Here is a 12995-nt window from a genome sequence, read left to right on the forward strand (position 1 = left end):
ACTGACGTAAAGAATAAGCTGATCCACAGCGCGGGAGATTATACGTGATATTGCGAGGACAAGCAGTCTTTTAGGTACTTTGTGGTGATAAGCACTTTCTGACACTTATCTGAGTAAAAATCAAACTATTAAGCCAGCAGCAATGGCTCAGTCACAAATATTAAGTGGCGATTAATCACTTAGGAATAGTATTGGAGAGATGCTGGTATCATCATAAAAATAAGGTATAAAAAATGCACTCTCATTATAAAAATAACCGCACATATTTCATTATTTGCACATTAATCATTTTCACGCTTGCTATTATTAGTTCTGTTGTATTCGCAGCAGAGGAACAAATCAAGGTATGGTCAAAAGCAGAAACGAAAGTCACTGTTGAAAAAGATGGCAAGAAAACTGAGAAGAAGATCCCCGCCGTGAAAGTGCTGCCAGGGAAAATCGTCTACTACACGACTGAATTTAAAAACATCAGTAAAAAGTCAGTTGATGGTATCAATATTATCAACCCAATTCCTAAACTGACCCAATATGTCTCTAAGTCTGCTTATGGCGAAAATACAGACATCAGTTTTTCAATTGATGGTGGAAAGTCATGGTCCACCCCTGACAAGCTAAAGAAGAAAGGTAAAGACGGTAAAATGGTTATCGCTAAAGCAGCTGATTACACGCACATCCGCTGGAAGCATAAAGGCCCACTTCAGTCAGGCAAGACAGGTAAAGCTACTTTTCAGGTAACGTTACTAAAGCCTTAAATTATTGACGGAATAAGTGGGGGGCATGTTTACGCATGTAGTCTATTCCCTGTCGCCCCGGCTTTGCGGTCAGCGGCTTCAGGGGAGCCGGTTGATATACTTGCGTCGCTGTGGATTGCCCTGCACTTACCTGCCTGCTAGTGTTTGCTGGCTTCTTCAGTGGTGCATACGGGAAATACACCGTACCATTGGCAATGGTATTTTTAGGCGTCACCGCTTTCTCTGGCGCTAAACGGGAATAGATCGCAATCACGTGCTTAACGTAGTTCTGTGTTTCTTTGAATGGTGGAATCCCACCGTACTGATCAATACGCCCCTCACCTGCATTATACCCGGCAACAGCGTAGCGTAAGTTTCCGTTAAATCGCTTCAATAACCACTGTAAATACCGCGCACCAGCCAGAATATTTTGTTTCGCATTGAAGCTATCAGACACACCAAAACGTTCTGCCGTCGCGGGCATCAGCTGCATTAGACCTTGAGCACCTGCAGGTGAAACGGCTCGTTGATTGAAACATGACTCCACAGCAATCACTGCCTGAATTAATTCGCGGTCGATACTGTACTGACGCGCAGCTTGAGAAATCACCCCTGCATGAGCCGCAGCTTTTCGTTCAATACTAAGCGGACTTGCACTCAGGCAACCCGCTGCAAGTGCTGACTGAGACAGGCTTATCCCTGTGAACACGACACAAGCCGCTGCAAGTCTTTTGATAGAATGAGAAGTCATCATGGAAATTTTAAGCCCGATATTATTATTGCTTCTGATTTAGTCTGTCTTGATTCTGTTTAGTTCAGCAATGTCGGTAAACTGACCAAGCTCCTGCAATACACTGGTCGCATAACTTCCCGGTGGTAACTTAAAAACCAGCTCCAGACAATCATCATCTAACCACTGATGACTCAATTGATCGACCAAAAGTCGCAAGGAACGACGCTCCTGCTTTAATCCATGTTTTTCAAGACCCTGACACAGCAAAGCGAACTCCTCTGCCACTGCTGCTTCCTGTTCGCGTACCGTTGACTGTGACATTAATTCCCCGTTACCCCATAGTGGGGCGGTGGGATGTAAATCAAACTGTTCAACGCGTTGCAAAATCGTTGCATCTAATGGTTCGTAAAAGCAGCTTTTTGTACCATTCAACTGATAAACATCGCCATCCAACGCCTGACACCAAGTGTCGGCTGAGACTCGTTGTGACAGGTTTTGATTAAATATTAATGAGCGGGCTGCTGACAGATACATACTTTTTTGATGTCTGGCCTTTGGTTTTATCTGACCCTCAAACCACAATGTTGCACGCTCAATGTTATGAAATTGGTATCCAAAACGTTGTTGGCCAAAGTAATTTGGTACACCTTGCGCCTTAATTGCAGCGATAGCCTGTTCAAGACGTGCTTTGTCGCCTGTACAATTACGCATAATGATTTTGAAGCGGTTGCCTCTCAGAGTGCCTATTCGCACCTTACGGTTATGCCTGACTTCTTCGAGCACCTTGATCGACTCCGGCAGATGCTCTGACCAATTCGGTGAGACTTTTCCGGGTAACCAGACACTGAACCATTGTGTGGTAATAGCGTGACGATCTTTCAAACCAGCATAGGAAACATCGCGTCTTGCAATGCCGGCTATATCAGCAAACTGCTTACTAACCCATTCTGTGTTTTGTCCCGCCTTCTGAACCTTTAGACAAACATGCTCACCATCACCGCTGGGGGTAAAGTCAGGAATTTCATCCACTTGAAAGTCGGCATGATGCGTTCTGATGTCACCAGTGATATCTGCCGCATGTGGCGTTTTGGAAAACTTCATTTAGGCAGACTTACCCTGTTCGCCCTTTTTCTTAGCGACATTATTGCGTAGATAAACTGGCTCTGCGTCAGCAGCATCCAGAAGCTCCCCGCGTTGATAGGCCGTAGCGGCTAACTTAGCGATGTAGTAGGCATTTGGATAGACATCTGCTACAGACTGTTTAATCCATTCAGGCGGATTATCTAGCACAGGCGCGTGATAAGCCTCCCAGCCGCTTCCTAACACGATAGTCTCTGACTTGTCTTGCTGCAGTAAAATCTCCGGTGATGACACGCTTTCTTCTCCCTGTATACTCGCCTCGCCATCAATGCACTGATAACACCCCCAATAAACCTCATTCATTCGGGCATCAATGGCGGGCAGCAACGTCAGGTCATTCACACCCTGCATATCCACTACCTGCTGAGCCATCGCTGCAAGTGTCGATATACCAATCAGCGGCTTGTCGAGAGCCAGTGCCAGCCCTTGTGCGATGCCTACAGCAATCCTTAGACCTGTGAAAGCTCCCGGGCCACGGCCAAAAGCAATAGCATCTAAGGCATTACGCGCCACACCGGCCTCATTCAGGACATCGTCCATCATAGGCAAAATTAATTGTGTGTGCTTGCGCGGTGCCAATTCATAACGATGAGTAATATCACCGTCACAATATATCGCCACCGAACAAGCCTCTGTTGCTGTTTCAATCGCTAAAATATTCATGCTTCTAACTTGGTAAAGAAACGCCCTACCACCTCTTGCTTACTCGTTCTTGGCACTCTTGGCAGACTCTCTAAAAAGGTACGTCCATAAGACTTAGTTCGTAGTCGTGGATCGCATATCATAAGCACCCCTGTATCCTGCTCATCGCGAATCAATCGCCCGACACCCTGCTTCATTGCAATCACAGCCTGTGGCAACTGGTATTCACCAAATGGATTACCACCTTGTTCACGAATCGATTTAATGCGTGCCTCCAGAACCGGATCGCCTGGCGATGCAAACGGAAACTTGTCGATAATCACACAACTCAAAGCATCACCGCGGACATCAACCCCTTCCCAAAAAGTACTCGTACCGAGCAATACCGCATTGCCTAATTCTTTAAACTGCTTGATCATTTCAGCTTGTGAGGTATCACCCTGAACTAAAATTGGATATTCAATCTCAGATTTTAACAATTCAGCAGCCTGATTTAACGCACGGTAACTGGTAAACAGTATGAATGTACGCCCCTTCGCAGCTTCAATCACCGGAATCGCTTCTTCTACCAGTCGTGGGATGAAATCATGCTGCTGAGGTTCTGGCATATCGGGTGGTGCGTATAAAAGCGCATTATTCCAATAATCGAACGGACTATCTAACAGTAATGTTTTAGGTTCTTCCAAGCCAATTCGCTGCGTGAAATGATCAAAGGACTGTCCGACCGCCAAGGTCGCAGACGTTAATACCCACGCACAAGGGTAAGCGGTCAGCTGCTTGCGGAATGGTTCCGCTATTTCAAGTGGCGTTGAAATCAAAGAGAATGAACGTGTATAGGTTTCATACCACTGCACAGTCTCAGGCTTTGGCTCCTGAAAGTTCTGTAGTCGCTGTCGTTGAATAAACAAACGCTCATAACAGGCTTGTAAGCCTTTACTCCGTTCACTGGCAACCTGAAGTTGACCAAGCAACTCATCCATAACGTCGATCAGGTTTTGCAACTCGCGCTGAATCGGAGCCTTATCACGGATTTTATACCAAGGCTCACGCAGACCGGGTTTGTCCATTGCTAATCGTAGATCAAGTACTACTTTTTCCAGCTTGGATAATAAGTCACGTAAGTCACTCATGTCTGAGGCACTCTCGAGGCATTCAGCCTTCGTGTCCCGGCTGAATTCCTGAAGTTGGCGGCTACTCAGAACATCGCTAAAGAACGTTGATGCAATCTCGGGCAGTTGATGCGCCTCATCCAAAATTACTGCATTAGCACTTGGTAAAAGCTCGCCAAAGCCTTCCTCTTTAAGCGCTAAGTCTGCAAAAAACAGGTGATGATTTACGACGACAATATCTGCTTCCTGAGCATTGCGACGTGCTTGTACCACATGGCATTCCTGATAATCTGCACACTCGGCCCCCAAGCAGTTATCTGTTGTTGAGGTGACACTTGGCCAAACCTCAGAGTCTCGCGGAACAGTCGTGAGTTCGCCAACATCACCAGACTCGGTAACAAATGCCCAATCATCAATTTTTCGCAAATGAGAGACTGATGCTTTGTCTTTAAAGCGTGCCTCCATTTGCACTAGCCTCATGCGATGCTTGCACAAGTAGTTAGCCCGCCCCTTGAGCAAGGCGACCTGTGTATTAGATTTGAGTGCTTTTTTTACCAGCGGCAAGTCTTTAAGGAATAACTGATCTTGCAGGGTTTTACTGCCCGTAGAAACAATAATTTTACCGCCACTGAGGAAAGCAGGTAGCAAATACGCGAATGTCTTACCAACCCCTGTACCCGCTTCGATGACCACAGAGCCGTTGGTTTCAATCGCTTCAGAAACAGCCTGCATCATCTCTTGCTGCTGAGGCCGCACCTGAAAGCCTGAAATGACACTCGCTATGGGCCCGTCTTCTGCAAGCAAAGCTTGCCAGTCATTCGTTGCCATCAAGGATTCATTTTCTTATAGTCCAGCACTTCTCTAAAGACTCTGGTATTACCTTCTTTAGTTGCAGCTTTGCTCATTAAGTCCAGATTTTTTGAGACCAAATCACGGTTTCCTGAAGACAGTTGCAATGACTTTCTGGCTAGCGTAATTGCTTGATCGTAGCGTTTGTTCTTGTAGTTAAAGTCAGCAAGCTGATACCACAGCAATGGACTTTGCGGCTCAATTCTCAAAGCACGCTCCACTTTGGTAATGGCGGCATCATGCCTGCCAACAGCCGACTCCGCTTTAGCCGCCAGCAATAATGCATTCGCAGCCGCTGACAATGATTTTTTAGCTGCGGGTGGCGCAGGTCTTGTCGGCTCGTTATTACCGCTTGGTCTGACAGCAATTACCTCACGATCAGGGACACTGGCAAATGGGTCAATATCTAACTCATTTTTACTTGTATCTTCCACTGGCGGAGCTGGTTCTGCAATGACGGGTTGAGGTGGTTCGACACTGGCGACTTCTGGTTCGGGACGTCTAATCTCCTCAACTATGGGCGCATCTTCTGTGAAAGGCGTCGTATATGCCGCTTCATAATCTTTCTCAGGCACATAGCTCTCAAAGCTTTCCAGTGGCGGATTGTACTGAGGTAGCCTTTGAGGCTTGTATTCTTCAAATGCAGGTGGAACATATGTGTTTTGTGGAGCCTGCACTCTCGCCTGAGGTTGTGGTTGTAGCTGAGGTTGAATAACAGGCATTGGTGGCAATGAAGCTACCGGCGCCCTTCTTTGTTCAACATTCGAACATGCCACGCTACCCATTCCCACAATGACCAGCGCACTAACTCTTAGCATTACTTTCTCAAACATGATCTGTTCTGACACTCCACGATGTTCAGTTTTTATTTGCCCTATTGATCAACAGCAACTTCAGGTTGAGGTACTGCTTGTACCACACACACCCGATATTTACGAGGCTGTGTACCTCGAATAAATGGCATGGTGACTGACTTTCCACAATTCGGATTGTATAAGAGCCCCGTTTCCCTATCGACCTTAACAAACCGAACCTTACCGGGTCTTAACGGCTTTAATGGTCTGGTAGGCAAAACCTTAAACAAGTCGGCCCATACCTTAATAGCTCCGGTACCACCCGTTAAGCCTGTTTCCTTGTTGTCATCCCGACCTACCCAGACAGACGCTACATGCTGACCGGTGAAGCCTGCATACCAGCTATCACGTTTATTATTCGTTGTTCCGGTTTTACCGGCTGAGTTTTTCCACGCAGGCAAAACCTTTGATAGATAATTCGCTGTTCCAACTTTAGTGACACGATTCATCGCATAAGTCAGCAGATAATTTGCTTCCGGTGTTGTCACCTGCTTGATGTTGAGTGGATAACGTCTCAAGGTCCGACCAAATGAATCCATTACACTACGGATCGATTTCAGCGGGGTATACATACCACCAGATGCAATAGTCTGATACATCTGCTGCACTTCCAGTGGCGATAACTCCAAGGCTCCCAAAAGTACCGACGGATACGGTGGGATCTCTGAGTTGATACCCATCTGATGTAATTTATCAACAATATTGTTCATACCCATGGTAATGCCGATACGAACTGTAGGCGTATTTCTGGACTTTACCAGAGCGTCTTCCAGTGTGACCTGACCTAAGTCACCCAAATCATAGTTGCCAGGCTCCCATACCTCACCATTAGACAGTTTAACCTTAACCGGACCGTCATTGATTAACGTTGATAAAGTATATTCTTTAGGCTTTTCCAGTGCCGCCAAGAAAACACCTGGTTTCACCAAAGAACCGATCTGACGACGTGCATCCATGGCCCGGTTATAACCGGCATAACGCACATCTCGCCCACCGACAACGGACAATACCTCACCATCCTGAACACTACTGACTACCATGGCACCATTCAGTTTGCCACGTTCAATGCGTTGCTGACGCTCAAGTGATGCAACCCGCTTACTCAGGACTTTTTCAGAGGTCAACTGAACGATCGGATCCATCGCAGTGAAAATCAACAAGCCTTCACTACGCAGATCCTCTTCCTGATAATCACGTTGTAGCTGCGACTTAACCAGTTCCAGATACGCAGGGAAAGGACTGACACTTGGCGGTGCATTGGCTGTTATATGCAACGGTTTTGCCTTGTTGAGTGCAGCATCCTCTTTGGTGATCACGGACTCACGCGCCATCACATCCAGCACTAAGTTTCTGCGCTCCAGCGCTCTGTCAGGGAAGCGTCTCGGGTCATAGTAGGATGCACCCTTAGCCATTCCAATCAGCAGCGCGATTTGATCAGTCTCTAGTTCACGGATCGGGCGGCTAAAATAAAACTGAGACGCCAAACCAAACCCATGTATTGCTCGCTTTTTGTTTTGACCTAAGTAAATCTCATTTAGGTAAGTCTCAAGAATTTTCTCTTTGGAATAATGCAACTCCAATAATAGCGACATCGTCGCCTCATTGACCTTTCGCTTGAGACTTCTTTCATTGGTCAAATAGAAGTTTTTAACCAGCTGCTGGGTTAAGGTACTACCACCCTGCACTGTCTGTCCCGCTTTCGCATTAGCCAATAATGCACGCATGATTGACTTTGGATTAATGCCGACGTGATCATAGTAGTTTTTATCTTCAACAGCGATCAGGCCCTTAATGAGCATTGGGGAGACTTCTTCAAGCTGCACCAATACCCGGTCTTCATTGTGACTCGGATAAAAGTTACCGATCAGCAACGGCTCCATGCGCATCAGGTTCAATGGTCCGGTATCATTAAGATGCTTTAGTGAGCTGATGCGCCCTTTATTGATACTGAGTTCAAATGCGCGTTCTGACTCGGTATCTTCAGCGAAGCGGAATCCACGAGAATAAATCTTGAAGGTATTACCGTTGCGAGAGTACTGCCCTGTACCCGACGGGTCTCCTGCAACACTCGTATAATTTAGCAGCTGTAGCTCTTTCTCAAGGTTAGACGCGAATAAGGTCTGTCCTTCATACAGTTCTAACGGTCTGGCAAACACACGAGCCGGCAATGCCCAAAGTTTACCAGCGAATTGTGTTTTAACCTGATCATCAAGTTTTAAGACGTAAGCTGCGGCAACCAAAGCACCCATAACAATGGATACCAGCAACGCAATGCGGAACACCCGCCACACTATTTTTACGAACGACCAAAGAAAACTCACACTACTATCCTCTACGACCGCGTAACGTTTGGGAATTAAAGAAATATGACAAAGTAATTTCCGTCTACCGTGTTTTTATTGATGTCTGACATGCGTTGCATAACAAGACTTTTAAGAATAACGCAGATTCTAAACGATTTCTCACAAAAAGAGTATCAATCAGAATGCCTCCAATCGGCTATTCAGCCTACCCTAAGCCATTTACTGGCAGCCTGAACTAACAAAGCCAAACCTCCACGCAAATAATAAGAAATACAATCGCCATGATGAAGCCAGTCAATTACCTCACATTACTATTTATTGGGACGCTTACATTGCCGGCCAACGCACAATACACACAAATGGTTGTTGATGATCAAAACCGTGTGTTGCCAATTTTTTTTACTGAACCGCAGCCTGTTATTGAGCCTGCAATGGTACCGACCAGACAGCAATTTCCGAATAATAACCCCGTGGTCATGCAGAACCCGCTACCACCTATTGTGAACATACCTAGCCCACCACAACGCCAAACAATAAGCAGACAAGCCATCCACCCGAAGACTGACCCAATACGAGGCCCTTATCTGATCAGTCAGGCACGACACCGAATCATGGATGCGGCGCATGCTGCAATCGGAATACCGTATATCTACGGTGGCAATAATCCAGCCAGAGGTCTGGACTGCAGTAGCTTGATGCAATTTATTCATAAACAGGCCATTGGCATGAGTCTGCCCAGAACAGCGGCAGCCCAGCGTGACAAGAGTAAAACCATTCAGTTTCAGGACCTTCAACCCGGAGACCTGCTGTTTTTTAAAATTAACTCTCGCACTAATCATGTAGGTATCTACATAGGCTATGGAAAGTTCATTCATGCGTCATCCAGTAACCGAAGAGCCGTTGTCGCTTCAATGGAGTTACCTTACTGGAAAAAACGCTTTGTTAAATTTGGTAGTTATCTAAATTCTTAATCCGATTTGCTTATTGCTTGAATACTTTGGTAAAACCCCTATTATTAACCGTGCAATAAACTAATAAATTAATTTCAGGAGTGGAAAATGGGACTTTTTGATTTTGCTCGCAATATCGGTAAAAAAATCTTTGGTAGTGATGACGATGATGCGTCAGAAAAGTTACAAGCGCATATCGAAGATGATAACCCGGGCATCGAAGGCCTGAAGGTTGTCGTAGAAGACGGTGTTGCAACCATCAAAGGAGAAGCGAAGTCAGCCTCCGCTTACGAAAAAGCGGTGCTCATGGCCGGTAATGCCCTCGGCGTCGAAGAAGTAAGGGCTGACGATTTAGTAGCACCAGCACAAACGATTGAGGTGACTTATTACGAGGTTGCTAAAGGCGATAGCTTATGGAAGATCGCTGAGAAGTTCTACGGAAATGGCAGCAAGTACACCGGCATTTTCGAAGAAAACCGCGAAGTGATTAAAGACCCTGATTTGATTTTTCCAGGTCAGAAGATCCGGATACCAATGGATCAGTAATTCTGGTCGATATATCAGTAATAAAAAAACCGGCATCTGCCGGTTTTTTTGTATCTACTTGATGATTAAAGACCCCCTGTCAGACGTTAAGCATTATAACTTTTATAAGCCTCAACATCTTTTTCTTTCCCAGCCTCATAACCTGCCTCGTAGGCTTCAGTAAGACGTTGCTCTTCACGCATTGGGTTCAATAAATAGCCGCACTGCCATCCCTGAATGTACTCAGGGTCAACATCTGCTTTTTCCATTGCTACGACCGCATTGTAATATTGTTGATTCATAATCATTCCTCTCTCAAATTAATTCATCGATTTAAGAGAACAAATCTCTTAAGCCTGTTGTGCAGCCTGAAAGACATCCAATGCTGCACCGTTATCCAATACCTGACGGACAGCGTTTGCTGCCTCATTCATCGACTCAAAACACTCAAGATGCGTCAAAACAATTGATCCCGCATAAACCATTGAGTCGTACATCATACCCCTCTCGCCTGACAATGCCGCTACACCAAGTTGGGCGGACACTGCTGCGAGCGCATCACCATCAACCGGCAATGAAATAGTGTCAGAAATCTGCACTTCAGGAAGGTCATCCGGCAATGGAATGGCACGCGACGTTGCCTCAATATTCACATCACCCGGAGACACATCACGCTGCGCTAACTCCCCTAAATCATGGTAGTAAAACAATTTTCCTTGCTGCTGAAGTGATGGAATCGTGCCACCTTCAACACCACGCACAAACATGGCTGTATCAAAACCTGCCTGCCTTGCTAATGAGGCGTAGATTGGCGGATAAGCCTTGTGCACATAGCCACACATAAAATGCGTCTTGTGTTTCGCACGGACCGGACCTAGTAATGACTCCACCGTATTGAGTACCTGACGCTTCACCATGCGCTGTCGCAATGACATCAGGTTATTCAAGGCTGGTGCAAACTGCTGTTGATCCACATAAGCCCAGCCGATCCGTTCAATCTGAGCAGCGGCTTCTGTCACGCTCAAACCGACATTAAGGCCTGCTGCTTTCAAGACACGGTGATGAGTGGCACCAAACTTAGGACCAACGACTTCCAAACCGTGTGATACCGCATTAACCCCTAACGCTGCTAATACAGCTGGTAAAAAAGGTGATGCAGGCACTCCGCGGGCATAGCCATCATAAGGATCTGAAATATCCACCAATTCATCAACCGACGCAGTCGCATGCTCTGATGTATCAATCAAAGCCTGTAAAATGCCTCGGTTCTCTTCATCAGTTTCGCGCTTCATTCGCAGTGCAATGAATAAAATCGCCGTTTGCACAGGATCTATATCATCCGTCAGGATAGCCCGCATAGCATCACGCGCTTCCTCAAATGAAAGGTCTTTACTGTAATCGGGCCCGGTAGCCACTTTCTGGATACACTGGCGCATGTGGAGTTGTAAATTCAGATCATTCATAGATTAACCAAAGTATACGGAGGCAATTCCATTTCTGAATACCTCCATAGAGGGGGGATATTTAGAGAGCTATAATATACAGTGCTCTAAGACTATTAATTCGTAAGCTATTGTGGGGAGAGATTATGACAAACACAAGCATCACCGATCAGGAATCTGTTGATTTTGCCAGCGCTATGGCGGCGTTTGAAAGCAAGCAATTTGCACAAGCTATGCAGCTTTTTACACCCTTTGCTAAAAATAATGACCCACAGGCACAACACCTAATGGCCATCATGCACCAAAACGGTCTGGGTTGCGTGGCCAATCCTGAAAAAGCACTAGAACTGATGACCGCCTCCGCCGAAGCGGGATATGCTATGGCGCAGCACGGTCTAGGCTTTATGTACATGCAAGGAGAGTGCGCGGCTAAAGATGGCGCACAAGCCGTGAAATGGTTTGAAAAAGCAGCTGAGCAAGGCCTGCAAGGCTCCCTAACTACCTTGGGAATGATGTACGAGCAAGGCGACGGGGTTGAGCAAGATCTGGAGAAAGCACAAGCACTTTATAAGCAAGCAGGATTCGATGAGCTAAGCTGAGAATGTGAATATGGATGAATCAAAACTAGCTGTGGTCGTCAATGGGGCTTCTATTCTGGAATTCGACCGAGCTAAACCCCTACCGGGGCAGCAACGACGTGCGCTCGACATCATGGATGAAAATATGGATCGAGGCATTAACCTAGGTCAGGAGCATGTTGAATCCCCTAATCCGATGCAGCGAGCTCAGTTTGTCGCCAACACACTCATCAACGCCCTATTTGCAGAGAACTATTCACAAGCAATGGCGATGAGCACATACTTGGCAAAACGCATACCCGAATTACAACAAGTCAAAGCGGTAGGCAATATCGATGATGTGTTGAATATTGAGTTAGTGTTTGACCGAAGCTATGAACAGTCCAGTACTGAACAACCCGTGCAATTTTATCGTCCTGAAAAACCTTCATAAGCTATTTTTATTAATGGTAAATAATTCAGCAACTATTCAGGGGCGTCCCGTAGAATGTGACACAGCTTTCAGGGGCTACAACACGGCGCCACGAACAATAATAATAAAGAACAAAAACAACAAGAATCGTCGATGTTGGTTTAATTTGAAAGTTGGATAGAACATAACATCTGACTTTTTACAAAAATGTTTTAAAAATGCTTGCACAGAAATATATTTTCTATATTATGCGCAGATTCTTAGCCGCAATAGCTCAGTTGGTAGAGCAACTGACTTGTAATCAGTAGGTCCCGAGTTCGACTCTTGGTTGCGGCACCAAAGATATTTAAAGACTGTAGTGTTACACTACGGTCTTTTTTATACCAAGCAGGCGAGAATTCAAGAAAAACAACACTTCTTTTTGAGAATCTACTGGGTCTAGCCTTATAGGGTAACTCGTCGACCCTGATTAATACACTTTAGGTAGCCAGACTCGCTGAGTGACTGTCATCAACAACTGATTGTGGCTTTGCTTGTGCTAAGAAAAACCAATGTAGTTTTCGACTAGTTAGCAAATACCAGGCAAAACAAAGCCACCTGAGTAGCTTGCGGATGTTCTGTCCGGCACCACATAGAATGACATTGATCGCATCACCTGTTTGGCCTTTCAGGTAGCAACGACCCAGCTTCCCATCTTGTTTCATATGCTCAATGCTGTTTCGCCGAT

Annotated in this window: 13 protein-coding genes, 1 tRNA gene and 1 pseudogene; 6 read left to right on the plus strand and 9 right to left on the minus strand. The window is 45.9% G+C overall.

Features of this window, described 5'->3' with window-relative positions; all coding sequences use genetic code 11:
- The first annotated feature begins 233 nt into the window (after window positions 1-233).
- A complete protein-coding gene (locus DKW60_RS17370; protein ID WP_109838937.1) occupies window positions 234-752 on the plus strand; it encodes a hypothetical protein in 519 nt (172 codons plus the stop codon).
- A 1-nt stretch (window position 753) separates the two neighbouring features.
- Here DKW60_RS17370 and DKW60_RS17375 read toward each other — a convergent pair whose 3' ends face one another.
- The 6 genes from DKW60_RS17375 to mrcB are packed head-to-tail and all read right to left on the minus strand — an operon-like array spanning window position 754 to window position 8379.
- Window positions 754-1485 carry a lytic transglycosylase domain-containing protein gene (locus DKW60_RS17375; RefSeq protein WP_109838938.1) on the minus strand — a complete coding sequence of 244 codons (732 nt, stop codon included), beginning with the start codon at window positions 1483-1485 and terminating at the stop codon, window positions 754-756.
- Between the two features lie 36 nt (window positions 1486-1521).
- Window positions 1522-2565, minus strand: coding sequence for a tRNA pseudouridine(13) synthase TruD (gene truD / locus DKW60_RS17380; RefSeq protein WP_109838939.1), 1044 nt, complete (start codon window positions 2563-2565; stop codon window positions 1522-1524).
- On the minus strand, window positions 2566-3267 hold the full coding sequence (gene tsaB / locus DKW60_RS17385; protein WP_109838940.1) for a tRNA (adenosine(37)-N6)-threonylcarbamoyltransferase complex dimerization subunit type 1 TsaB: 702 nt from the start codon (window positions 3265-3267) through the stop codon (window positions 2566-2568). It lies immediately after the preceding gene.
- Window positions 3264-5183 (minus strand): DNA repair helicase YoaA, encoded by a 1920-nt coding sequence (gene yoaA / locus DKW60_RS17390; RefSeq protein ID WP_109838941.1) that lies wholly within the window; start codon window positions 5181-5183, stop codon window positions 3264-3266. Before yoaA ends, tsaB begins: the two co-directional genes overlap by 4 nt.
- Complete coding sequence (locus DKW60_RS17395) at window positions 5183-6037, minus strand: tetratricopeptide repeat protein (RefSeq protein WP_109838942.1); 855 nt, start codon at window positions 6035-6037, stop codon at window positions 5183-5185. The genes yoaA and DKW60_RS17395 overlap by 1 nt, the downstream gene beginning before the upstream one ends.
- Before the next feature lie 41 nt (window positions 6038-6078).
- Complete coding sequence (mrcB, locus tag DKW60_RS17400) at window positions 6079-8379, minus strand: penicillin-binding protein 1B (RefSeq protein ID WP_245929727.1); 2301 nt, start codon at window positions 8377-8379, stop codon at window positions 6079-6081.
- A gap of 263 nt (window positions 8380-8642) precedes the next feature.
- Between mrcB and DKW60_RS17405 the strand changes: the two genes are divergently transcribed.
- Window positions 8643-9332, plus strand: coding sequence for a C40 family peptidase (locus tag DKW60_RS17405; protein WP_109838944.1), 690 nt, complete (start codon window positions 8643-8645; stop codon window positions 9330-9332).
- Window positions 9333-9419: 87 nt separating this feature from the next.
- On the plus strand, window positions 9420-9857 hold the full coding sequence (gene lysM / locus DKW60_RS17410; RefSeq protein ID WP_109838945.1) for a peptidoglycan-binding protein LysM: 438 nt from the start codon (window positions 9420-9422) through the stop codon (window positions 9855-9857).
- A gap of 86 nt (window positions 9858-9943) precedes the next feature.
- On the opposite strand, the gene DKW60_RS17415 is transcribed toward lysM, so the two are convergent.
- Together DKW60_RS17415 and DKW60_RS17420 are read right to left on the minus strand one after the other, a co-directional pair.
- Window positions 9944-10138 (minus strand): Alvin_2107 family globule sulfur oxidation protein, encoded by a 195-nt coding sequence (locus tag DKW60_RS17415; protein ID WP_109838949.1) that lies wholly within the window; start codon window positions 10136-10138, stop codon window positions 9944-9946.
- A gap of 48 nt (window positions 10139-10186) precedes the next feature.
- Window positions 10187-11299, minus strand: coding sequence for an anthranilate phosphoribosyltransferase (locus DKW60_RS17420; protein WP_109838946.1), 1113 nt, complete (start codon window positions 11297-11299; stop codon window positions 10187-10189).
- A 125-nt stretch (window positions 11300-11424) separates the two neighbouring features.
- Between DKW60_RS17420 and DKW60_RS17425 the strand changes: the two genes are divergently transcribed.
- The 3 genes from DKW60_RS17425 to DKW60_RS17435 all read left to right on the plus strand — a co-directional run bounded on the left by DKW60_RS17425 (window position 11425) and on the right by DKW60_RS17435 (window position 12607).
- Window positions 11425-11877: a tetratricopeptide repeat protein gene (locus DKW60_RS17425; RefSeq protein ID WP_109838947.1), complete on the plus strand. Its 453-nt coding sequence runs from the start codon at window positions 11425-11427 to the stop codon at window positions 11875-11877.
- A gap of 10 nt (window positions 11878-11887) precedes the next feature.
- Window positions 11888-12289 carry a hypothetical protein gene (locus DKW60_RS17430; protein WP_109838948.1) on the plus strand — a complete coding sequence of 134 codons (402 nt, stop codon included), beginning with the start codon at window positions 11888-11890 and terminating at the stop codon, window positions 12287-12289.
- Between the two features lie 242 nt (window positions 12290-12531).
- Window positions 12532-12607, plus strand: a tRNA-Thr gene (locus tag DKW60_RS17435).
- A gap of 236 nt (window positions 12608-12843) precedes the next feature.
- Here the strand turns inward: DKW60_RS17435 and DKW60_RS24725 are convergent.
- Window positions 12844-12995 (minus strand): annotated as a pseudogene (locus tag DKW60_RS24725) (IS5/IS1182 family transposase); the annotation flags it as partial.

This window comes from Leucothrix pacifica (genome assembly GCF_003172875.1).
GTDB lineage: Bacteria > Pseudomonadota > Gammaproteobacteria > Thiotrichales > Thiotrichaceae > Leucothrix > Leucothrix pacifica.